Raw genomic sequence first — 22,415 nt, 5'->3', positions numbered from 1 at the left:
GCAAGTGACGACCTTCCCCGCCCCAACTGCTGCTTGGTCAACGCTGCCAAACACTGCCCGTCACTGATCTGCTGCTCGAACCCGGATCCCAGCCTGCGCGGGGATGACGGACATCTGAGCCCATTCCACCGTCGTCCCAGCGCAGGCTGGGACCCAGAATCCTGCAAGTGACGACCTTCCCCGCCCCAACTGCTGCTTGGTCAACGCTGCCAAACACTGCCCGTCACTGATCTGCTGCTCGAACCCGGATCCCAGCCTGCGCAGGGATGACGGACATCTGAGCCGATTCCACCGTCGTCCCAGCGCAGGCTGGGACCCAGAATCTTGCAAGTGACGCCCCTGCTTGCCCACCTACTTCCTGGTCAACGCCTCCAAACACCGCCCGGTCAACTGGGTAAACCGCTGAAACGCCACAAACTGCTCATGCTTCAACGCCCGCCCGGAAATGCGGCTGTCGGCGTAGAGCACGCCAATCTGCCGCGTCCCCGCCATCAGCGGCGCAATAAAGAACATGCCCTGCCCCAGCCATTGGCGAATCGGTTGCGTCACCAGTTCGTTCAGGTTGTAGCTGGCCGGCACGCCCATCCATAGCGCCTCTTTGTGGCGCAGCACGTAGCTGAAGATATGCGGCTGCTCCGGCTGCTCGGCCGGCAGCAGAAACTCGCTTACCCAGCGCTCGGTCTTCTCGCCCACGGCGCGTTTGACCTTGAAGCGCGTCTGCTCCTCGGCCAATACCGCCAGCATCACCCGCTCCAGCCCGGCACCCTGGTAGAGGCCTTTGAACAGGCTGTCGAGGATCAGGCCGATATCGGCGCGCTTGGAGACCATCATGCCGAGGTCTTGCAGCGACTGTTGCAGCACCAGCAAGTCGGGTTGCAGCAGGCGCGCCTTGCGTTGTTCCTGCTGGGTGCGAATCAGCTCGGGGTCGGTGGAGGGAATTAGCCGGCACAGCGAGCTGGCGCCAAAGGTGGCGGCCACTTTTACCGCTTCGTCGGCGCTGTCGAGCACCTGCTGCAAGGCTTCCTCGGGCGTGATGCCGGTAAAGGTCGCCATCTGCTGCACCAGCGCTTCCATTTGCGGCGAGTCCCAGCCTTCCAGCGCCGCTTCGCTGATGCGCGCGCCCAAGTGCACGGAAAAGGCGGCCGGGTCGTTATGGTTGGCGGTGTTATGGGCCAGGCTGGCGATTTCGCCGAGGTTCCAGCTTTTCACCAGGCCCTGGGTCAGGTGACGGAAGCTGGTGCCCAGCACTTCGCGCACCACTTCGTCTTCATTAATACCGGGGCGAGCCAAGGCCACGGCCAGTTCATCGGCCTGCTCGCCAGCACAACCCCAGAACGCCAGGGCGCCGAGGTGGTAGAGCAAGGCAGCGATAAAGACTTCTTCCTGGTTTTTGGTGAGCACGTAACCGGCGATATTGCGCGCCTGCACGGCGGCGTGGAAAGAACGGGCCAGCAGCTCGTACAACTGCTCGCTGGGCGCGCGACCCAGCAGGCCGTCGATCAGGCTGACCGACAGGCCGATCAGGCGCACGTTGTCGAAGCCGATCAACACAATCGCGCGGGAAATGGTGCGAATGGGTTCCTGGGCGGGGTTGTAGTACACGCTATTGCCAACGCGCAGCACCTTGGAGGTGAGCGATGCATCACGCAGCAACACATCGGCCAATTGCTGCACCGACGACTTTTCTGCCTGGGCCAGGTGGTGCAAGTCCTGCACCACGGCTGCCAATGCCGGTAACTCGGCCTGATTCAAACGATCGATCCATGACTGCAATCCATGGGTGCGTGCTGCCAAAGTAAAAACCTCGTAAAGCAATCTTTCATTATTGCCGTCAGGCTCTGAAACCGGCCTCCGGGCTTTCTCTTTTTCCAGCGGATACAAGCTGTTACTGTACCGGCACGAAGCCCAATGCCGCTACGGAACGGACCACCTAGCCTGATGCGTTGCCTCCTTTCGCTACTTCTGAGTGTGGCTATGTGCGTTCCTGCTTTCGCGACCATCAGCGAAAGTCACGGTTATGCCCAGTTCGGCACGCTCAAGTACCCCGCCAGCTTTACCCACTTCGATTGGGTTAACCCCGACGCGCCCAAAGGCGGCACGATCCGCGTGATGGCATTTGGCACCTTCGATACTCTAAACCCTTATACCTTCAAGGGTAGCAGCCCTTCGTCTACTCCCAACTTCGCCCAGTACGGCATTGGCGAGCTGAATGAACCGCTGATGGCTGGCACCGGCCAGTACGACCCGTCGGGCGACGAAGCGGCGTCTAGTTACGGCCTGATCGCCAGGTCGGTGGAATACAGCGAAGATCGCAGCTGGGTGGTGTTCAACCTGCGCCCCGAGGCGCGCTTCAACGATGGCAAGCCGGTCACCGCCTATGACGTGGCGTTTTCCTATCGCACCCTGCTTAAACAAGGTCATCCGCAGTACCGCACCAGCCTGCAGGAAGTGGCGCGGGTGGATATTCTCGACCGCCACCGCATCCGCTTTGTGCTCAAGCGCGCCGGTAACCCATTGCTGATTCTGCGCCTGGGCGAGTTGCCGGTGTTGCCGCAACACTATTGGAAAGACCGCGACTTCAAGGCCACCACCTTTGATGCGCCGGTTACCAGCGGGCCGTACAGAATTACCCAGGTTTCGCCTGGCCGCAGCCTGGTGTTTGAGCGGGTGAAAGACTGGTGGGGCAAAGACCTGCCGGTAAACCGTGGCAAATACAATTTCGACCGTATGGAAGTGGAGTTCTACCGCGACAGCGACGTCGCATTCGAGGCGTTCAAGGCCGGGGAATTCGACTTTTATATAGAGCACCAGGCCAAGAACTGGGCCAACGGTTACCGTTTCCCGGCGGTGAAACGCGGTGACGTGATTCGCGCGCAGATTCCGCACCAGATTCCCACCCAGAGCCAAGGCCTTTTCATGAACACCCGCCGCGCGGCCTTTGCCGACAGCAAGGTGCGCGAAGCCATGGGGCTGATGCTGGATTTCGAATGGACCAATCGCACCCTGTTCAACGATGCCTACACCCGCGCCACCAGTTATTTCCCCAATAGCGAGTTCAGCGCCAGCGGCAAACCCGAGGGGCGAGAGTGGCTGCTGTTGTCGGTGTTTCGCGAGCAACTGCCTACCACCCTCTTCAGCGAACCATTCGTGGTACCCAAAACCCAGGGCAATGGCATCCCGCGCGAAACCCTCAGGCGAGCGCTGGGTCTATTAGCCGACGCCGGCTGGAAGCTAAACGGCCAACGCCTGCAAAACGCCAAGGGCGAACCGCTGCGCTTCGAACTGCTGCTGGTTAACCCAAACCTGGAACGCATCCTTCAGCCCTATGTGGAAAACCTCGCCAGCATTGGCATACAGGCCCACTTGCGCACCGTGGACCGGGCGCAATATAAACAGCGGCTGGACCAATTCGACTTCGACATGATTTTGATGACGCTGCAGCAAAACCTGAGCCCGGGCCTGGAACAATGGCAGTACTTCCACTCAAGCCAAGCCGCCATCAAAGGCAGCAAGAACTACGCGGGCGTACGCAGCCCGGTGGTCGACAGCCTGCTGGAAAGCCTGCTGGCAGCCCAGACCCGCGATGAGCAGGTGGCCGCCACCCGCGCCCTGGACCGCGTGCTGCTGTCGCAGCACTACATGATTCCCAACTGGTACCTCAACTACCACCGCCTGGCGTACCGCAACCGGTTCGCCTTCGTCACCACGCCGCCTTACACCCTCGGGTTGCGCGCCTGGTGGCTGAAGCCCACGGAGAAGGCTCTATGACTTTGTTTTTGCGCACCGTGCTGCGCGCTGGCAGCGGCGCCCTGTTCGCCGGTGTCTGCCTGGCAGCGGCTGCGGCGCCGCAACATGCCATAACCCTGTACGACGAGGCCCCCAAGTACCCGGCCAATTTCCATCATTTTGACTATGTGAACCCCGACGCGCCCAAGGGCGGCACGTTGCGCCTGAGCGGCAATGGCGGCTTCGACAGCCTCAATGCGTTTATCTCCAAAGGCATGCAGGCCGATCAGTTGTCGCTGCTGTACGACACCCTGACCTACCACTCCCCCGACGAGCCGTTTACCGAGTACGGCTTGCTCGCCGAGAAAATCGAGAAAGCGCCGGATGATAGCTACGTACGCTTCTTCCTCAACCCCAAGGCCAAGTTCAACGACGGCACGCCTGTAACCGCCGACGACGTGATTTTCAGCTTCGATATCCTGCGCAGCAAAGGCGCCCCGACCTACGCCATGTACTACGCCGACGTCACCCAGGTGGTGGCCGAAGGCCCGCTGACGGTGCGCTTCGACTTCAACAAGCCGGGCAACCGTGAGTTGCCGCTGATCATCGGCCAGCTGCCGGTTCTGCCCAAACACTGGTGGGCGACACGCGACTTCAGTAAAGCCAACCTCGAAATACCGCTGGGCAGCGGGCCGTACCGCATCACCAACGTGTCGCCGGGCAGCAGCATCCGCTTTGAGCGGGTAAAAGACTGGTGGGGCAAGGACCTGCCGGTGAATCGTGGCTACTACAACTTCGACACCATTGAAGTGGATTACTACCGCGACACCTCGGTGACCCTGGAAGCGTTCAAGGCCGGGCAATTCGACTTCAACCTCGAGTACTCGGCCAAAGACTGGGCCACCGGCTACGACAGCCCGGCCCTGCGCGACGGCCGCATCATCAAGGAAGCGCTGCCCAACCAGAACCCGGTGGGCATGCAGTCCTTCGCCTTCAACCTGCGCCGCGCCAAGTTTCAGGACCCACGCGTACGTGAGGCAATCGCCCAACTATTTGACTTCGAATGGTCGAACAAGCAGTTGTTCTTCGGTGCCTATAAACGCAACAGCAGCTTCTTCGAAAACTCGGACATGGCCGCCCACGCGCTGCCCGATGCCGACGAGCTGAAGTTGCTCGAACCCTTGCGCGGGCAGATTCCCGACCAGGTGTTTACCGACGTATTCAGGCCGCCGGTCACCACGGGCGACGGCATGATCCGTGACCAGAAGCGCAAGGCTTACAAGCTGCTGCTGGAGGCCGGTTACAAGATCGAAAACGACAAGATGGTTGGCCCCGACGGCCAGCCGCTGACCATCGAGTTCATGCTCTACCAGTTGAACCTGGAACGGGTGCTGCTGCCGTTTATGCGCAACCTGGCCGAACTGGGCATCGATATGCAGATCCGCCGCGTCGACGCCTCCCAGTACGTCAACCGCATGCGCTCGCGTGATTTCGACATGACCACCGCCACCTGGGGCCAGTCCAACTCGCCAGGCAATGAGCAGCGCGAGTACTGGCATTCCAGCAGTGCCGACAGCCCGGGCAGCCGCAACTACATCGGCTTGCGCGACCCGGCCATCGACAAGCTGGTAGAAGGTCTGATTCGCGCCGACTCACGCAAAAGCCTGATCACTCACGCCCGCGCCCTGGACCGGGTACTGCTGTGGGGCAACTACGTGATTCCCAACTACTACATCGACACCTATCGCATCGCCCACTGGAACAAGTTCGGCCGGCCTGCCATTACGCCGAAATATGACGTAGGCATGATGACCTGGTGGCAAACCAGCGAGAAAGCCGAGGGTAGCAAACCGCAAGCGGTAACCGCGGCACCACCCAAGGAAACCGAATAAATGCTCGCCTACATTCTGCGGCGCCTGCTGCTGATCATTCCCACGCTTTTCGGCATCTTGCTGCTCAACTTCGTCATCATCCAGGCCGCCCCTGGCGGTCCGGTGGAGCAGATGATCGCCAAGCTCGAAGGCTTCGAAGGCGCCACCAGCCGCATCTCGGGTGGCGGTGCCGAGGTGTCGGTAGCCGGCTCCAACTACCGTGGCGCCCAGGGCCTGGACCCGGAGTTGGTGAAAGAAATCGAGAAGATGTACGGCTTCGACAAATCGGCACCCGAGCGCTTCTGGCTGATGCTTAAAAGCTATGCCCAGCTCGACTTTGGCAGCAGCTTTTTCCGCGATGCCAAGGTAGTCGACCTGATTGTTGAGAAGATGCCGGTGTCGATCTCGCTGGGGTTATGGAGCACCTTGATCATGTACCTGGTGTCCATTCCGCTGGGCATCGCCAAGGCCATGCGCAATGGCAGCACGTTCGATGTGTGGACCAGCTCGGCGATCATCGTGGGCTATGCGATTCCGGCGTTTCTGTTCGCCATTCTGCTGATCGTGCTGTTTGCCGGCGGCAGTTACTACGACTGGTTTCCCCTGCGCGGACTGACGTCCAATCACTTTGACCAGATGAGCCTGGGCGGAAAGATCCTCGACTACTTCTGGCACCTGGTATTGCCGGTGACGGCGCTGGTGATCGGCAACTTCGCCACCCTCACCTTCCTGACCAAAAACAGCTTTCTCGATGAAATCAACAAACAGTACGTGGTGACAGCGCGGGCCAAGGGCCTGACCAACAACGCCATCCTCTACGGCCATGTATTTCGCAACGCCATGCTGTTGATCATTGCCGGTTTCCCGTCGGCGTTTATCAGCATTTTCTTTACCGGCTCGCTGATGATTGAAGTGATTTTCTCCCTCGACGGCCTCGGCCTGATGAGCTTCGAAGCGGCGATCAGCCGCGACTACCCGGTGGTTTTCGGCACGCTGTTTATCTTCACCTTGCTGGGCCTGGTGGTGAAGTTGATCGGTGACATCACCTACACCCTGGTCGATCCTCGGATCGACTTCGCCAATCGGGAGGGCTGAGCATGGGCACTGCATTGAAAATGTCACCTCTCAACCGTCGCCGCTTCGAACGCCTGAAGGCGCACAAGCGGGGTTGGTGGTCGCTGTGGTTGTTCGTGGCGCTGTTTGTGTTGAGCCTGGGCGCCGAACTGATCGCCAACGACAAACCGCTGGTGGTGCACTATGACGGCGGCTGGTATTTCCCGGTGTTCAAGCGCTATCCGGAAACCACCTTTGGCGGCGAATTCCCGCTGGAGGCCAACTACAAAAGCCCCTATATCCGCGAGCTGATCGCGCAGAAAGACGGCTGGACGGTGTGGCCGCTTATCCCGTTCAGCTACGCCACCATCAACTACGACCTCAAGGTGCCCGCCCCCGCGCCGCCCTCGGCCGACAACTGGCTAGGCACCGATGACCAGGGCCGCGATGTGTTGGCGCGGGTGATTTATGGCTTCCGTATTTCGGTGCTGTTCGCCCTGACGTTGACGGTGTTCAGCTCCATCATCGGGGTGGTGACCGGCGCGCTGCAGGGTTTCTATGGCGGTTGGGTCGACCTGCTAGGGCAACGCTTTCTTGAGGTGTGGTCGGGATTGCCGGTGCTGTACCTGCTGATCATCCTCGCCAGCTTTGTGCAGCCCAATTTCTGGTGGTTGCTGGGCATCATGCTGCTGTTCTCCTGGATGAGCCTGGTGGACGTGGTGCGGGCCGAGTTCCTGCGCGGGCGCAACCTGGAATACGTGCGCGCCGCCCGCGCGCTGGGCATGGAGAACAGCGGCATCATGTTCCGCCACATTCTGCCCAACGCCATGATCTCCACCATGACGTTTCTGCCGTTCATTCTGACCGGCGCCATCGGCACCCTGACCGCCCTGGATTTTTTGGGCTTCGGCCTGCCGGCCGGCTCGCCATCGCTGGGTGAGCTGGTGGCCCAGGGCAAAGCCAATACCCAGGCGCCGTGGCTGGGCATCAGCGCATTTGCCGTGCTGGGCCTGATGCTGACCCTGTTGGTGTTTATCGGCGAGGCTGCTCGCGATGCCTTCGACCCGAGGAAATAACATGGCCAAGCCTTCCAACAAAACGGCTGACAATACCGCGCCGGAAAACCTGATTGAAGTGCGCGACCTGGCCGTGGAGTTCGTCACCGGCACCAGTAGCCAATGCGTGGTGCATGACCTGAACTTTGATATCCGCCGGGGCGAAACCCTGGCGCTGGTGGGCGAAAGCGGCTCGGGCAAATCTGTAACAGCGCACTCGATTCTGCGCCTGCTGCCCTACCCGCTCGCACGCCATCCGGCTGGCAGTATTCGCTATGCCGGGCACGACTTGCTGACGGTCAACGAGAAAAAGCTGCGGCATATCCGCGGCAACCGCATCGCCATGATTTTCCAGGAGCCGATGACCTCGTTGAACCCGCTGCATAACATCGAAAAGCAGATCAACGAAGTGCTCGCCCTGCACAAAGGCCTTAGCGGCAAAGCGGCCACCAAGCGCACGCTGGAGCTGTTGGAGCTGGTGGGCATACCCGAGCCGCATAAACGTCTAAAAGCGCTGCCACACGAGCTCTCTGGCGGCCAACGGCAGCGAGTAATGATTGCCATGGCCCTGGCCAACGAGCCGGAGCTGCTGATTGCCGACGAACCGACCACGGCGCTGGATGTGACGGTGCAGCTGAAAATCCTCGAATTGCTCAAGGATTTGCAGGCGCGTCTGGGCATGGCGCTGCTGCTGATTACCCACGATCTCAACCTGGTGAAGCGAATTGCGCACCGCGTATGTGTCATGCAGCGCGGAGTGATCGTCGAACAGGCGTCATGCGATGAGCTGTTCTCCAATCCGCAGCATCCTTATACCCAGGAACTGCTCGGTGCCGAGCCCAGCGGCAAGCCGGTCGCCAACGCGGCCGGCAAGCCAGTGCTGGTAGTCGATGACCTGCGGGTGTGGTTTCCGATCAAGAAAGGCGTGCTGCGCCGTACGGTCGATCATGTGAAAGCAGTGGACGGTATCAACTTCAGCCTGCATCAGGGCCAGACCCTGGGCATTGTGGGCGAAAGCGGTTCCGGCAAGTCCACCTTGGGGCTGGCCATCTTGCGACTTATCGCAAGCCAGGGTGCGATCTGCTTTCAAGGCCAGGATTTGCACGGCCTGACCCAGCATCAGGTGCGGCCATTGCGGCGCCAGATGCAGGTGGTGTTTCAGGACCCGTTCGGCAGCTTGAGCCCACGGATGTCGGTGTGTCAGATCATCGGCGAAGGGCTGCGCATCCATAAGATGGGCAGTGAAGAAGAACAGGAGCAGGCAATAATCGATGCACTCCTGGAGGTAGGTCTGGATCCGGAAACCCGGCACCGCTACCCCCACGAGTTTTCCGGTGGGCAACGGCAGCGAATCGCCATCGCCCGGGCACTTGTGCTCAAACCGGCATTGATTCTGCTGGATGAGCCCACCTCGGCACTGGACCGTACCGTGCAGCGCCAGGTGGTGGAATTACTGCGATCGCTGCAGCGCAAGTACAACCTGACCTACCTGTTCATCAGCCATGACCTGGCGGTGGTCAAGGCGCTGAGTCACCACTTGATGGTGGTCAAGCATGGTCGGGTTGTGGAACAGGGGCCAGCCGAGGACATCTTCGCCGCCCCGCAACACGTATATACGCAGCAGTTGCTGGAAGCCGCTTTCCTGGCACCAGCCACTGCCGATTAATCCTTGAAAGCAGGAAGAGGAATAACACCATGGGTTTTCTCGCCGGTAAGCGCGTACTGATCGTCGGTGTCGCTAGCAAACTGTCCATCGCATCCGGCATCGCTGCCGCGATGCATCGCGAGGGTGCTGAACTCGCCTTCACCTACCAGAACGAAAAGCTCAAAGGCCGCGTGGAAGAATTCGCTGCCGGCTGGGGCTCGAGCCCCGAACTGTGCTTCCCGTGCGACGTGGCCAGCGACGAAGAAATCGCCAACGTGTTCGTCGAGCTCGGCAAGAAGTGGGATGGCCTGGACGTGATCGTGCATTCGGTTGGCTTCGCCCCGGGCGACCAACTGAATGGCGACTTCACCGAAGTCACCACCCGTGATGGCTTTCGAATTGCCCACGACATCAGCGCCTACAGCTTTGTAGCCCTGGCCAAAGCCGGCCGCGAGCTGATGAAAGGCCGCAACGGCAGCCTGCTCACCCTCTCCTACCTCGGTGCCGAGCGCACCATGCCGAACTACAACGTAATGGGCATGGCCAAGGCCAGCCTGGAGGCCGGCGTACGTTACCTGGCCGGCAGCCTCGGCCCGGAAGGCACGCGCGTTAACTGCATCTCCGCCGGCCCTATCCGCACCCTGGCGGCCTCGGGCATCAAGAGCTTCCGCAAGATGCTCGCCGCCAACGAAGCGCAAACCCCGCTGCGTCGCAACGTGACCATCGAAGAAGTCGGTAACGTGGGCGCGTTCCTGTGCTCGGACCTGGCGTCGGGTATCAGTGGTGAAATTACCTATGTAGACGGCGGTTTCAATACCACCGCCATGGGTAGCATCGAAGAGTAAGGGTTACCAAACGATCGGCTGTGCGTCGGCGTGGCCGCGTTGAAAATGCGTTTTGAATGCTGATTGGCTACAGCCAACTGCGCTTCAAAACGCATTTTTGCCGGGGCCGTGTTGGCCTCGCCCTGCTCTAGCCCGCATGATCTTGATTTGCACTGCTGCTGAGACTTTTCACAATCAAAAGCTAACGAATCGAACCCAATAAAAAACCCTGCACTTGGCGGGGTTTTTTATTGGCTAAAAGCGAGCGTTAGTAACGTTCGATCTTGGCCTTGGATTCCAGCTCCGCGCGGAAGGCCGCGAAGTCCTGCTGGCCACTACGCGAGGCGAGGAAACGGCGGTACATGGCCTTGTCCTCGTCGCTCAGGCTGTCCTTCGGCTCGCTGACGCCCTTGAGCTGAATGACCACGTAGTCGCCGTTGGCCAGGGTCACACCACCAAAGGTGGCCTTGTCCGCGGCTTCAGGTTTGCCCATGCGGAACAGTGCCTGCAGCACGGATGGCTCAACGCCTTCCTGGCTACGGGTAGCAGCTTCCACCACTTTCCACTCGGGCTCGCCTTTGGCCTGGGCAACCGGCGTTTTGCCCTCGCGCAGATCAGCCAGCAGCGCTTTGCCTTTGGTTTCTACCGCTTCAGCAGCACGCAGTTGGATCAGGTGGTCGCGAATGGCGGCGGTCACTTTTTCCAACGGCTGTTGCTCGGGCTTCTTGTGCTCTTTAACGCGCACGATCAGCACGGTGTCCGGGTCCAGTTCGATGGCACCGCTGTTGGAGCCTTCTTCCAGCACTTCAGGGCTGAATGCAGCCTGCAGCACCTGGCGGTTAGCGGTCAGGCCTTCGCCACCTTCACGGCCAAACGCAGCGGTGGTCTGCACTTGCAGGCCCTGCTCCTGAGCCGGCTGGCTAAGGTCGGAGGCTTCGAATGCAGAGTCTTCCAACGCCTTGCTGGCTTCGACGAACTTCTGCTCGACTTGCGCAGTTTTCAGATCGCGGGTCAGCTTTTCTTTCAGGCTGGCGAAGGTCGGAACCTCCGGCGCTTGCACGCCCAGCAGCTTGATGAGGTGCCAGCCGAAGCTGCTGCGTACCGGCGCCGAAACGGCACCTTTGTCCAAGGCATACAGCGCCTCTTCGAAGGCCGGGTCGTAGTTACCTTTGCCGGCGTAACCCAGGTCGCCGCCGTTGGCTTTAGTGCCCAGGTCGTCAGAAACTTCCTTGGCTACTTTGCCGAAGTCTTCACCCTTGTCCAGACGCGCCTTGATCTCGTCGATCTTCGCTTTGGCCTGGGCGTCGGTCTGCTTGTCATTTACCTCGATGAGGATATGCGCGGCGTCACGCTGCTCAGCCAGGTTGGCGATTTCCTTCTGGTAGGCCGCTTGCAGATCTTCGTCCTTGACCTCGACCTTGCTGAAGAACGCATCTTTCTTCAACTCTATGTAGTCGAGCACCACCTGCTCAGGGCTCATGAACTGGCTGGCGTTCTCGTCGTAGTACGCCTTGATTTCATCGTCAGACAGCTTCACCGCTTTCGGGTCGGCCTTGAGCGTCAGGGTAGCGAAATCGCGGGTCTGTTTTTCCAGACGGGCAAAGTTCTGCACCTCTTCATCGGTAACGAAACCGCTACCGGATATCCCTGCACGCAGTTGGCCGATAAGCATTTCCTGCTCAAGCATCTGACGGAATTCCAGACGGGTATGGCCCATCTGACGAATAACCTGATCGTAACGATCGGCGTTGAATTTGCCGTCAACCTGAAACTCGGGGGTGTTGAGAATCAACTGATCCAGCGCTTTTTCGGAGAAAGCGAAGTGGGAGTCTTTGGTGCTTTGCAGCAGCAGTTTGCGTTCGATCAAACCTTTCAACGCCGCTTCACGCAGCAGTTTGTCGTCCAGCAAGGACGCGTCGAAATCTTTGCCGAGGCGTTGCATCAACTGACGGCGCTGGGCTTCCATGGCCTGACTCAGTTCGTTCTGGCTGACTTCTTCACCGTTGACCTTGGCAGCCTGTTGCTTGGTGCTTTGCGAGGTAAAAATAGCCTCGATGCCCGTGAATGCCATCAAGGCAACAATGACACCGATAATGGTCTTGGCAATCCAGCCTTGTGAATTGTCCCTGATGTTCTGCAGCATGCGTCCCCCAGAAACGACCGTACTGAAATAAGCGGCCGTGGAGCGTGGGTAGAATCCGGATAGAAGAAAGGCGCATCCGAGGATGCGCCTTCTCGTAGCTGGCGAGGCGATCAAGGCTCCGTTGGAACCTCTGTGAGCGTTGGGTCCGTAAGCTAACCGACCCTACTCTACCGCCTCGCGACTCGATCAGTGTTGAAGCTGATCGAGGTGGGCAAAACTAAAAAGACGCTTAGTTAACGGCGTCTTTCAGAGCTTTACCAGCTTTGAAGCCTGGGATCTTAGCAGCAGCGATGCTGATCGGCTTACCAGTCTGTGGGTTACGGCCAGTACGAGCAGCGCGCTCTTTAACAGCGAAAGTACCGAAGCCTACCAGTACAACCGAATCACCAGCCTTGAGAGCGCCAGTTACGGATTCGATTACTGCGTCCAGCGCACGGCCAGCTACAGCTTTCGGGATATCAGCAGATGCAGCGATAGCATCAATCAGTTCCGACTTGTTCACTCTAAGTCCCCTTATTCCTGTTTGAGTTTATTTCTTAATTTTTGGGTGAAAGCAAAAACGGTGCTGGAAGGCCATTTGGCACAAGAAGAGCCGCTTTATAACAAGGGCTCTAAAAATGTGTCAAGGAAGCCCCCCGGCTAATGCGTGCTAATTCGCTCCTTGGAATCAGTCTCGCGCTTGTCATCCTTTGCAACCATCTCCGGAGCCGCATCGGGCAAGGGCTCCGGGGCGTATTGCAGCGCAATTTGCAGGACCTCGTCAATCCATTTAACCGGTTTAATCTGCAGGTCAGCCTTAATATTCTCGGGAATCTCTTTCAGATCACGAACGTTTTCTTCGGGAATAATCACGATCTTGATTCCACCACGATGCGCTGCCAGAAGTTTTTCCTTCAGGCCACCGATAGCAAGAACCTGCCCTCTCAAAGTAATTTCACCGGTCATTGCCACATCGGCGCGAACCGGTATCTGAGTGAGTGCCGAAACCAGGGCCGTACACATGCCAACGCCCGCGCTGGGGCCATCTTTGGGGGTTGCCCCTTCCGGCATGTGGATATGGATGTCGCGCTTCTCATGGAAGTCCAGAGCGACGCCTAGACTCTTGGCCCGACTGCGCACAACCGTCAGTGCGGCAGTGATGGATTCAACCATCACATCGCCCAGCGAACCGGTCTTGATCAGCTGTCCTTTACCCGGCACCACGGCCGCCTCGATGGTCAGCAATTCGCCGCCCACTTGCGTCCAGGCCAAACCAGTCACTTGACCAATCTGGTCCTGTTGTTCGGCCAGACCGTAGCGGTATTTGCTCACGCCGAGGAAATGCTCGAGCGAATCGGCCGCCACGACCACCTTCATACGCTTCTCGCGGAAGTGCTCTTTGACCGCCTTGCGGCACACTTTTGCGATTTGACGCTCAAGGCTACGCACACCCGCTTCACGGGTGTAGTAACGGATCATGTCGCGAATAGCCGCGTCTTCGAACTCCAACTCGCCTTTCTTCAGGCCATTGGCCTGCAGCTGTTTCGGCGCGAGGTACTTGACCGCGATATTGACTTTCTCGTCCTCGGTGTAGCCGGGCAGACGAATGACTTCCATACGATCCAGCAACGGCGCAGGAATGTTCATCGAGTTGGCGGTGCAGAGGAACATTACGTCCGAAAGGTCGTAATCGACCTCCAGATAGTGGTCGTTGAAGTTGTGGTTCTGCTCAGGGTCGAGCACCTCCAGCAACGCCGACGCAGGATCACCGCGCATGTCCTGGCCCATCTTGTCGATTTCATCAAGCAGGAAGAGCGGGTTACGCACGCCAACCTTGGTCATCTTCTGAATCAGGCGACCTGGCATCGAGCCGATATAGGTACGGCGATGACCGCGGATTTCCGCTTCATCACGCACACCACCCAAGGCCATACGCACGAACTTGCGGTTCGTCGCGTGGGCAATGGATTCGGCCAACGAGGTTTTACCCACGCCAGGCGGACCCACCAGGCAAAGCACCGGACCTTTGACTTTTTTCACGCGCTTTTGCACGGCGAGGTACTCAAGGATGCGCTCCTTGACCTCTTCGAGGCCGTAGTGATCGGCGTCGAGAATATCTTCAGCCTTGGCCAGGTCCAGACGCACCTTGCTTTCAGCTTTCCATGGCACGTTAACCAGCCAGTCGATGTAGGAACGCACCACAGTCGCTTCAGCCGACATCGGCGACATTTGCTTGAGCTTGTTCAGCTCGGCCTGCGCTTTGGTATGGGCTTCTTTGGTGAGACCGGCGTTCTCGACGCGCTTCTTCAGCTCATCCAGTTCGTTATGGCCTTCATCGCCGTCACCGAGCTCTTTCTGAATGGCCTTCATTTGCTCATTCAGGTAGTACTCGCGCTGACTGCGCTCCATCTGTTTCTTCACGCGGCCGCGAATACGTTTCTCGACCTGCAGCAAATCGATCTCGGCATCGAGCAGCGCCAACACGTGCTCAACGCGCTGAGCCAGCTCAGTGATTTCGAGGATTTCCTGCTTCTGCTCGATTTTCAGCGCCATGTGCGCCGCCATGGTGTCGACCAGGCGACTTGGCTCATCGATGCTGTTGAGCGAGGACAGCACTTCAGCCGGGACTTTTTTACCCAACTGAACATACTGCTCGAACTGGCTGAGCAAGCTGCGGGTAAATACCTCGGACTCGCGCTCGGCAGCGTCCACTTCCTCAATCAAGGCAACTTGCGCACGGCAGTGGCCATCAATCTCGATAAAGCGCTCGATGGAGCCGCGCTGCTCGCCTTCGACCAGCACCTTGACGGTGCCGTCAGGCAATTTAAGCAATTGCAAAACAGTGGCGACGGTGCCGACGCGATAGAGCGCGTCCTCGGCAGGATCGTCATCTGCAGGATTCTTCTGAGCCACCAGCAGAATCTGCTTGTCGCCCGTCATCGCGGCCTCTAAAGCCTCGATGGATTTTTCGCGCCCCACGAAGAGCGGGATCACCATATGTGGGTAAACCACGACATCACGCAGTGGCAAGAGAGGCAATTCGACTGTTGTCTTCATGATTTTCAGCTCTACGGCGGCCATAAGGCCGTAAACAGGTGGGAAATACCCTTGGACCTAAGATGGGGGCAGCCAAAACAAAAAACAAGCGCTGACGCAGGAAAAGCAAAGGGGCCCGCAGGCCCCTTGCTTTCAACATGTGACAACCGTGTTTTACACGTCTGGCGCGGCCTTCGCAGGCGGCTCGCTGTTTTCGTAAATCAGCAACGGCTTGGAGGTGCCGGCAATCACGCTTTCGTCGATCACCACCTTGCTCACGTCAGACTGCGACGGGATTTCGTACATGGTGTCGAGCAACACGCCTTCCAGAATGGATCGCAGACCACGGGCGCCGGTTTTGCGCTCCAGGGCACGGTGAGCGACGGACTTGAGGGCATCCGGACGGAATTCCAGGTCCACGCCTTCCATTTCGAACAGCTTGGCGTATTGCTTGGTCAGTGCGTTTTTCGGCTCGGTCAGAATCTGCATCAGCGCAGCTTCGTCCAGCTCATCCAGGGTTGCGATAACCGGCAAGCGGCCAACGAACTCCGGAATCAGGCCGAACTTGACCAAGTCATCAGGTTCAACCTGACGCAACGACTCGCCCACTTTCTTGCCCAGGTCGATGCTGCGCACTTCGGCGTTGAAACCGATGCCGCCTTTGGCCGAACGACCCTGAATCACTTTTTCCAGACCCGAGAACGCGCCACCACAGATAAACAGGATGTTGCGCGTATCGACCTGCAGGAACTCCTGCTGCGGGTGCTTGCGGCCGCCCTGAGGCGGAACCGAGGCGACCGTACCTTCGATCAGTTTCAGCAGGGCTTGCTGCACGCCTTCGCCGGAAACGTCGCGGGTAATCGACGGGTTATCGGATTTGCGCGAAATCTTGTCGATTTCGTCGATATAGACAATGCCCATTTGGGCCTTCTCTACGTCGTAATCGCATTTTTGCAGCAATTTCTGAATGATATTTTCCACGTCCTCACCGACATAGCCGGCTTCGGTCAGCGTGGTGGCGTCCGCGATGGTGAACGGAACGTTCAACAGGCGTGCCAGGGTCTCGGCGAGCAGGGTTTTACCCGAGCCAGTGGGACCAATCAGCAGAATGTTGCTTTTACCCAGCTCGACATCGTCTTTCTTGTCGCGCTGATTGAGGCGCTTGTAGTGGTTATAAACCGCTACCGCCAGAACCTTCTTCGCTCGCTCCTGACCGATCACATACTGATCAAGGATAGTGCTGATTTCCTTAGGAGCCGGAAGTTTATGAGCGCTGCTTTCCGCCTGAGCTTCCTGCACCTCCTCGCGGATGATGTCATTGCACAGGTCAACGCACTCGTCGCAGATAAAGACCGAGGGGCCGGCAATCAATTTGCGCACTTCATGCTGGCTTTTGCCGCAGAAGGAGCAATAAAGCAGTTTGCCGTTGTCCTCGCCGTTGCGGGTGTCAGTCATTCGTTCAATCCAATCCGATAGGCTTGAAACACAAGATGAGGGCAAATGCGGGCATTTTCAAGCCCGCAAGGCGGCCGTGTATCACTGACCGCCGCCAAAAGGCTTACTGAGCAGCCATTTCCCGCTTGCTCAGAACCTTATCGATCAGACCGTAATTGACCGCAACCTCTCCACTCATGAAGTTATCGCGGTCGGTATCACGGGCGATGACGTCAATCGGTTGACCGGTATGGTGCGCCAGAATGTGGTTCAGGCGGTCACGGATGGTGAGGATTTCACGGGTGTGAATCTCGATATCCGAAGCCTGGCCCTGGAAGCCGCCCAGCGGCTGGTGAATCATCATGCGCGAGTGCGGCAGGCAGTAACGCTTACCAGCGGCGCCGCCCGCCAGCAGCAAGGCGCCCATGCTGCAGGCTTGGCCAATGCAGATGGTGGACACGTCAGGCTTGATGAACTGCATGGTGTCGTAGATCGACATACCGGCCGTCACCGAACCACCTGGCGAGTTGATGTACAGGTGAATGTCTTTGTCCGGGTTTTCCGCTTCCAGGAACAGCAACTGCGCCGCTACCAGGTTGGCCATGTAGTCTTCGACCGGGCCGATGAGGAAAATCACGCGCTCTTTGAGCAAGCGCGAGTAGATGTCATAAGCACGTTCACCACGGGCGGACTGCTCGATGACCATAGGCACCAAGCCACCAGCGGCCTGAATGTCATGCGATTGCGGCATAAAAGGATTACTGGACATGTATCCGACGCTCCCTAGCTTTTGTCATGTCTCAAATACACATAAGCCAGCACGAAGGCTGGCTTATGGTTGCTCGTACGACGGTAGGGGTCAGGCTGCTTGTGGAGCTTCTGCCGGCTTGACCGCTTCTTCGTAAGAGACCTGCTTATCGGTCACATTGGCCTTCTGCAGGACAGTATCTACAACTTGTTCTTCCAGTACAACCGAACGGACTTCGTTCAGTTGCTGGTCGTTTTTGTAGTACCAGGACACGACTTGCTCGGGCTCTTGGTAGGCCGACGCCATTTCCTGAATCATCTCGCGAACACGGGCTTCGTCAGGCTTGAGCTCGAACTGCTTGACCACTTCAGCCACGATCAGACCCAGCACAACGCGACGCTTGGCTTGTTCTTCGAACAGCTCGGCCGGCAGTTGGTCTGGCTTGATGTTGCCACCGAACTGCTGCACAGCTTGTACGCGCAGACGGTCAACTTCGTTGCTCAGCAGGGCTTTTGGCACTTCGATCGGATTGGCCGACAGCAGGCCTTCCATCACTTGGTTCTTAACTTTGGACTTGATCGCCTGACGCAGCTCGCGCTCCATGTTCTTGCGAACTTCGGCACGGAAACCTTCCAGACCGCCTTCCTTAATGCCGAACAGAGCGAAGAAATCGTCGTTCAGCTCAGGCAGTTTTGGTTCGGCAACGCTGTTCACGGTAACGGTGAACTCGGCTTCTTTGCCGGCCAGCTCCAGGTTCTGGTAGTCAGCTGGGAAAGTCAGCTTCAGCACGCGCTCTTCGCCGGCTTTAGCGCCTTCCAGGCCATCTTCGAAGCCTGGGATCATACGGCCGGAACCGATAACCAGCTGAGTGCCTTTGGCCGAGCCGCCAGCGAACGCTTCACCGTCAACTTTGCCCACGAAATCGATGTTGACCTGGTCGTCTTTCTGAGCGGCACGGTCAGCGGTTTCAAAGCGGGTATTCTGCTTGCGCAGGATTTCCAGCATGTTGTCGAGGTCGGCATCAGCCACTTCGGCTTCCAGGCGCTCGATGGCGATGCTGTCAAAGCCAGCAACCTGGAACTCAGGGAACACTTCGAAGGTAGCGACGTATTCGAGGTCTTTGCCTTTTTCGAAGGTTTTTGGCTGCACGGCAGGCGCGCCAGCCGGGTTCAGCTTCTGCTCAACCACAGCTTCGTAGAAGGTGGCCTGGATCAGATCGCTCAGGGCTTCCTGGCGAGCAGCGTCTTCGTAACGCTGACGGATAACGCTCATCGGCACTTTGCCTGGGCGGAAGCCCGGGACCTTGGCACGGCGTGCAGTCTGCTGCAGACGCTTGTTAACTTCGGTCTCGATGCGTTCAGCAGGAACGCCAATGGTCATACGACGCTCGAGAGCGGAAGTATTTTCAACAGAAACTTGCATGGATATTCCTCGTTGCACAGACGTTAGCCGGCCGTTTCCGGCCCCAGAATCAAGGGCATGCATTCTAGTGGCGAAAACTCAAGAAGTCACCACACAGGATGTCACCGGGGAAAACGGTCTGAATCACCCTACAGAAATAGCACTTCTATATAAGAAGACGGCGACACAACCGGTGCCTGGCGGAGATGTTGCTCACCCACCCTGACAAAACATGCACCCGGCAACAGTGTTCAGGCTCGCGCCAACTCATTAGAATTCGCGGCTTTTATCCTGGAGCAGTGCACATGGAACGAGAAGAGCTGGTACAGCTGGTGCTGAAAAGGCTGGACGAAAGCGCTGAAGCCATCCGGGAACAGTGGGAAAATCCAACCGGCACACACACGCGCCATTTTGTCGTCGACGATCTGCTACCGGTCGACGTAGCCCGCCAGATCTACGATTCTTTCCCAAAAGACGGCAATGGCTTTTTCAGCCGCGAATCGTTCCGCGAGAAGAAACGAACCTCCGCGCACCTCAATCAGCATGCCCAGATTCTCGGCGACATGACCTACGCCATTCAGGACGCCCGCACCGTCCAGAAGGTGTCAGAACTGGTAGCGATGACCGACCTTGAGCCCGACCCAAGCCTGTATGCCGGCGGCTTGTCCATGATGTTTCAGGACGACTTCCTCAACCCGCACATCGACAACAGCCACGACGGCCAACGCGACCGCTTCCGTCGCCTCAACCTTCTTTATTACGTATCGCCGGACTGGACCCTGGAAAACGGCGGCAACTTCGAGCTGTGGGATGAGGCGCGCCGCGTGCCGAAAACCATCCTTTGCCAATTCAACAGGCTCGTGGTCATGGAAACCAACAAGCTTTCCTGGCACTCGGTCAGCCCCGTCAAAGCGCAGGTGCCCCGCTGCTGCGTGTCCAATTACTTCTTCTCGGTCAACTCGCCGGATCACACTGACTATTTCCACGTCACGTCTTTCACCGGCCGCCCTGAAGAGCACGGCAAACGCGCGCTAGGGGTGATCGACAACGCCCTGCGTACCGTGGTGTCCAAGGCACTTAAAACCGGGCGTGGCAAAGACCAGGTCAACAAGACCCAAGACCTCAGCTGACAAACCCGGACGGTAGAAACGAAAAAAGGCAGCCCTTTCGGAGCTGCCTTTTTTGTCGCTGCGCGAACAGCGTTATATGGTGCGGACGGAGAGACCCAAATCAGCGACTTTAAACCCCACAGATGCTGGATTGTTAACAAACAAGATCAATGGATGTACAGCTCAACGTACACCTGAAGCTGGCCTGGGCCTATTCAGATTCGAAGCGCCGGCCGGCCGGACACGTTCGAGCATAACCTAGTCCAATCGTGCAAGATCTAGCAACAACCCAATGGGGTATCCATGTGGGTTGCGAAACCGGTGGGCCATGCCAACCGGACGACGATCGCTGGATGCTATCGACTGATATAACTACCGGCGAACAAGCAGTGTCACCGCGGACTGACAGTCACGCTGACAAGGAGAAGGGTATGCCCACCTGGATGGAGATTCTAAAACTGTTGGCTAGTGGTGTGGTCGGCTTCCTTTCTAGCTCAGTGATCTTCATTTGGAAGGAGCGGAAGGCTTCAAGGAAGTCAGCTGAAGATAATTACACCGAAGCGCTAGCCATCGCTGCGAGGAATCGTGAAGTTGCCCAAGCTGGCGCAATGATGCTTTACAAAATCGTCCAAGAAATTCAAGCCTCGCCGATGGCACTACAGCTGGTGGAGATTCGGAAGCCATTTCAGCAGGCCGCCGCAGAGATCGCAGAACCAAATGCGCAAGCGGCCGATGAGTTCTACAGGGAACTGTACAAGCTGGATGGACATATACCTTTGAAGGCCTCCAAGGCATATCTGAAAAAGGCCAAACATTATTTGACCACTAATGAAGCTGCAAACCGGAGCATGGAAGCTAAGCTCAGTCTGGTCAGAATCAGCTTACAGTTGGGGCGTCCAGAGCTAGCGCAATGAAATACCTAGCAGAACTGCACTGCTGCGAAGTATCTGCAGATGGAGGATTCTCATGACTGGTGGCCGGTTGCTTAGTTTCGAAGACCTCCAACGTACTACCGGATATACCCGGCGCAGCGACATCGAACGATCACTTCGCTCGCAAGGCATCCGTTTTTTCTATGGGCGAAACGTGATTTGGACAACCGTGGACCTGGTTAACTATGCGGGTGGTCTCAGGCCGAATACCGACGACAAATACGGTCCCGAAATTCTGGGCGATGCGCCCAAGAAAGAACCTCAGTTGCGGCTTGGTAAAGCAAGGTCCAGACCTTAGTTCTTATCGAATCAAATTCTACCGAAGGGAAGTAGCAGTCGCTTAAGCAGGCTACGTTTTGGCGGAGACGTAACCTTGCGGAACACCTTCAAAACCGCATCGGCACCTCGTTCAAGATCCTTGATGCTCCGTCGATTCTTGTCCATTTCGCGAATCACGAGCACTGCCAATTTCTTCTCGGTCTCTGTTAACTCACCCATTTTCCTGTCCTCAAACACCATCGCTAGACCAGCCGCATCGCACGGGACCGAGCGGCCTTTTTGCTTGCTCCTGCTGATATGGGTTCCTGCCACAGGCCATGTACCCACGCCTCGTAACGACTGACGCTATACAACCAGATCCCATCAACCTTGATACACACTCCGGCTTGAAGAAAGCTCCGAGTTCTCCGATGTTGGATCGCTCGCTTGCTTATTCCGAGGTGCTCCGCCATTTGGACTTCGTTGAGAATGTCCGGCGCACTTGCCCGAGACCGGAACAGCTGAGCTAAGGTTGCGCAAGTATGGCTGATACTCTCGATCTGGGTTTTGAGCAGATCGAACTGTTCGGCTATTGGCTCGGTAGGTGGTGTATTTTTTCTCATAGGGAAATCTTCTGGCCAGCCAGGATAGAAGATCAGAGTAGTGCAGCAATCGAGCAACGTCCTTGACTCTTGAGGGTCGCTGGCTATTTCCCCTGCAGGCCTCCACCGCTTAACTCCGTTTCACCAGTCATCGGTAAAAAAAGTGGTACAGGCCATCAGCCCGTTCTGGGTGCTCCCCTTCCCTACTTGCCCATCCAAACATTTCGACTACTATTCAACGCTTCGCCCGCCACAGCTAAGAGGACTAGCCATGCACGGTTACGCCCTTTCTCCCCTCGAAATAAGCCGAATCATCGAGCAAGCTTTTCTTCCAGAGAAATGCGTCTGCACCTGTCCTGATGGAGTTTCCCTGAACGTGCAGATCAGCCCCAAGGACCATCCTGAGAAAGGAATGTCGTTTGTAGGCATACCCCTCGCCGGCCTAAACACTAGCCGGGCAATCGCTGCCTTGGTGCTTGAGTTGCGTGGTGAACTACTGGAAGGGAAACCTGGCGAGTGGCGAAAAGGCTTGCAGAAGTAGCTACTCATCTGGCCAGACTGGAAATTCCGCGCGCGCCCCAATACTGTACATAAAAACA

At 57.7% G+C, this 22,415-nt stretch carries 17 protein-coding genes; 10 read left to right on the top strand and 7 right to left on the bottom strand.

What is annotated here, in order from left to right; all coding sequences use genetic code 11:
- Window positions 1-351 precede the first annotated feature (351 nt).
- A complete protein-coding gene (locus PKE98_RS07110; protein ID WP_271194575.1) occupies window positions 352-1,773 on the bottom strand; it encodes an HDOD domain-containing protein in 1,422 nt (473 codons plus the stop codon).
- 165 nt (window positions 1,774-1,938) lie between these two features.
- Here PKE98_RS07110 and PKE98_RS07105 point away from each other — a divergent pair, with 165 nt between their 5' ends.
- From PKE98_RS07105 to fabI, 6 genes are read left to right on the top strand one after another with little or no spacing between them, the layout of a single operon-like run.
- On the top strand, window positions 1,939-3,768 hold the full coding sequence (locus PKE98_RS07105; protein ID WP_271194574.1) for an extracellular solute-binding protein: 1,830 nt from the start codon (window positions 1,939-1,941) through the stop codon (window positions 3,766-3,768).
- Complete coding sequence (locus tag PKE98_RS07100; RefSeq protein ID WP_271194573.1) at window positions 3,765-5,618, top strand: extracellular solute-binding protein; 1,854 nt, start codon at window positions 3,765-3,767, stop codon at window positions 5,616-5,618. The genes PKE98_RS07105 and PKE98_RS07100 overlap by 4 nt, the downstream gene beginning before the upstream one ends.
- Window positions 5,619-6,692, top strand: coding sequence for a microcin C ABC transporter permease YejB (locus tag PKE98_RS07095; protein WP_271194572.1), 1,074 nt, complete (start codon window positions 5,619-5,621; stop codon window positions 6,690-6,692).
- Window positions 6,693-6,706: 14 nt separating this feature from the next.
- Complete coding sequence (locus PKE98_RS07090; RefSeq protein ID WP_271194855.1) at window positions 6,707-7,726, top strand: ABC transporter permease; 1,020 nt, start codon at window positions 6,707-6,709, stop codon at window positions 7,724-7,726.
- A 1-nt stretch (window position 7,727) separates the two neighbouring features.
- Window positions 7,728-9,371, top strand: coding sequence for an ABC transporter ATP-binding protein (locus PKE98_RS07085; RefSeq protein WP_271194571.1), 1,644 nt, complete (start codon window positions 7,728-7,730; stop codon window positions 9,369-9,371).
- Between the two features lie 29 nt (window positions 9,372-9,400).
- Window positions 9,401-10,195, top strand: coding sequence for an enoyl-ACP reductase FabI (fabI, locus tag PKE98_RS07080; protein WP_271194570.1), 795 nt, complete (start codon window positions 9,401-9,403; stop codon window positions 10,193-10,195).
- Between the two features lie 247 nt (window positions 10,196-10,442).
- Here fabI and PKE98_RS07075 read toward each other — a convergent pair whose 3' ends face one another.
- The 6 genes from PKE98_RS07075 to tig form a co-directional block, all read right to left on the bottom strand.
- Complete coding sequence (locus PKE98_RS07075; protein ID WP_271194569.1) at window positions 10,443-12,317, bottom strand: SurA N-terminal domain-containing protein; 1,875 nt, start codon at window positions 12,315-12,317, stop codon at window positions 10,443-10,445.
- Window positions 12,318-12,546: 229 nt separating this feature from the next.
- Window positions 12,547-12,819 (bottom strand): nucleoid-associated protein HU-beta, encoded by a 273-nt coding sequence (gene hupB / locus PKE98_RS07070; RefSeq protein ID WP_003239952.1) that lies wholly within the window; start codon window positions 12,817-12,819, stop codon window positions 12,547-12,549.
- A gap of 137 nt (window positions 12,820-12,956) precedes the next feature.
- Window positions 12,957-15,353 (bottom strand): endopeptidase La, encoded by a 2,397-nt coding sequence (gene lon / locus PKE98_RS07065; protein WP_271194568.1) that lies wholly within the window; start codon window positions 15,351-15,353, stop codon window positions 12,957-12,959.
- A gap of 153 nt (window positions 15,354-15,506) precedes the next feature.
- The gene (gene clpX / locus PKE98_RS07060; RefSeq protein ID WP_271194567.1) at window positions 15,507-16,787 is read right to left on the bottom strand and encodes an ATP-dependent Clp protease ATP-binding subunit ClpX; all 1,281 of its coding nucleotides are present in this window, start codon (window positions 16,785-16,787) and stop codon (window positions 15,507-15,509) included.
- A 103-nt stretch (window positions 16,788-16,890) separates the two neighbouring features.
- Window positions 16,891-17,535, bottom strand: coding sequence for an ATP-dependent Clp endopeptidase proteolytic subunit ClpP (gene clpP, locus PKE98_RS07055; protein WP_271194566.1), 645 nt, complete (start codon window positions 17,533-17,535; stop codon window positions 16,891-16,893).
- Between the two features lie 90 nt (window positions 17,536-17,625).
- A complete protein-coding gene (gene tig / locus PKE98_RS07050) occupies window positions 17,626-18,936 on the bottom strand; it encodes a trigger factor (protein WP_271194565.1) in 1,311 nt (436 codons plus the stop codon).
- A gap of 284 nt (window positions 18,937-19,220) precedes the next feature.
- Between tig and PKE98_RS07045 the strand changes: the two genes are divergently transcribed.
- From PKE98_RS07045 to PKE98_RS07030, 4 genes are all read left to right on the top strand, one after another.
- On the top strand, window positions 19,221-20,045 hold the full coding sequence (locus tag PKE98_RS07045; RefSeq protein ID WP_271194564.1) for a 2OG-Fe(II) oxygenase: 825 nt from the start codon (window positions 19,221-19,223) through the stop codon (window positions 20,043-20,045).
- A gap of 410 nt (window positions 20,046-20,455) precedes the next feature.
- Window positions 20,456-20,938, top strand: a complete 483-nt coding sequence (locus PKE98_RS07040; RefSeq protein ID WP_271194563.1) for a hypothetical protein — start codon at window positions 20,456-20,458, stop codon at window positions 20,936-20,938.
- Window positions 20,939-20,990: 52 nt separating this feature from the next.
- Window positions 20,991-21,254: a DUF4224 domain-containing protein gene (locus tag PKE98_RS07035; protein WP_373877818.1), complete on the top strand. Its 264-nt coding sequence runs from the start codon at window positions 20,991-20,993 to the stop codon at window positions 21,252-21,254.
- 833 nt (window positions 21,255-22,087) lie between these two features.
- Window positions 22,088-22,357 carry a DUF1652 domain-containing protein gene (locus PKE98_RS07030; RefSeq protein ID WP_271194562.1) on the top strand — a complete coding sequence of 90 codons (270 nt, stop codon included), beginning with the start codon at window positions 22,088-22,090 and terminating at the stop codon, window positions 22,355-22,357.
- Window positions 22,358-22,415 lie beyond the last annotated feature (58 nt).

The sequence above is a fragment of the Pseudomonas turukhanskensis genome (assembly GCF_027922365.1).
Lineage (GTDB): Bacteria > Pseudomonadota > Gammaproteobacteria > Pseudomonadales > Pseudomonadaceae > Aquipseudomonas > Aquipseudomonas turukhanskensis.
Note: the sequence above shows the minus strand (reverse complement) of the source record. Positions and strands in the feature narration are given on the sequence as shown.

Bases quoted from the DNA above. Each gene is read 5' to 3' on its own strand.
- PKE98_RS07045 (WP_271194564.1), top strand. From the start codon at position 19,221: ATGGAACGAGAAGAGCTGGTACAGCTGGTGCTGAAAAGGCTGGACGAA.
- clpX (WP_271194567.1), bottom strand. From the start codon at position 16,787: ATGACTGACACCCGCAACGGCGAGGACAACGGCAAACTGCTTTATTGC.
- PKE98_RS07105 (WP_271194574.1), top strand. From the start codon at position 1,939: ATGCGTTGCCTCCTTTCGCTACTTCTGAGTGTGGCTATGTGCGTTCCT.
- lon (WP_271194568.1), bottom strand. From the start codon at position 15,353: ATGAAGACAACAGTCGAATTGCCTCTCTTGCCACTGCGTGATGTCGTG.
- PKE98_RS07035 (WP_373877818.1), top strand. From the start codon at position 20,991: ATGACTGGTGGCCGGTTGCTTAGTTTCGAAGACCTCCAACGTACTACC.
- clpP (WP_271194566.1), bottom strand. From the start codon at position 17,535: ATGTCCAGTAATCCTTTTATGCCGCAATCGCATGACATTCAGGCCGCT.
- PKE98_RS07030 (WP_271194562.1), top strand. From the start codon at position 22,088: ATGCACGGTTACGCCCTTTCTCCCCTCGAAATAAGCCGAATCATCGAG.
- PKE98_RS07095 (WP_271194572.1), top strand. From the start codon at position 5,619: ATGCTCGCCTACATTCTGCGGCGCCTGCTGCTGATCATTCCCACGCTT.
- fabI (WP_271194570.1), top strand. From the start codon at position 9,401: ATGGGTTTTCTCGCCGGTAAGCGCGTACTGATCGTCGGTGTCGCTAGC.
- PKE98_RS07040 (WP_271194563.1), top strand. From the start codon at position 20,456: ATGCCCACCTGGATGGAGATTCTAAAACTGTTGGCTAGTGGTGTGGTC.
- PKE98_RS07075 (WP_271194569.1), bottom strand. From the start codon at position 12,317: ATGCTGCAGAACATCAGGGACAATTCACAAGGCTGGATTGCCAAGACC.
- tig (WP_271194565.1), bottom strand. From the start codon at position 18,936: ATGCAAGTTTCTGTTGAAAATACTTCCGCTCTCGAGCGTCGTATGACC.
- PKE98_RS07100 (WP_271194573.1), top strand. From the start codon at position 3,765: ATGACTTTGTTTTTGCGCACCGTGCTGCGCGCTGGCAGCGGCGCCCTG.
- PKE98_RS07085 (WP_271194571.1), top strand. From the start codon at position 7,728: ATGGCCAAGCCTTCCAACAAAACGGCTGACAATACCGCGCCGGAAAAC.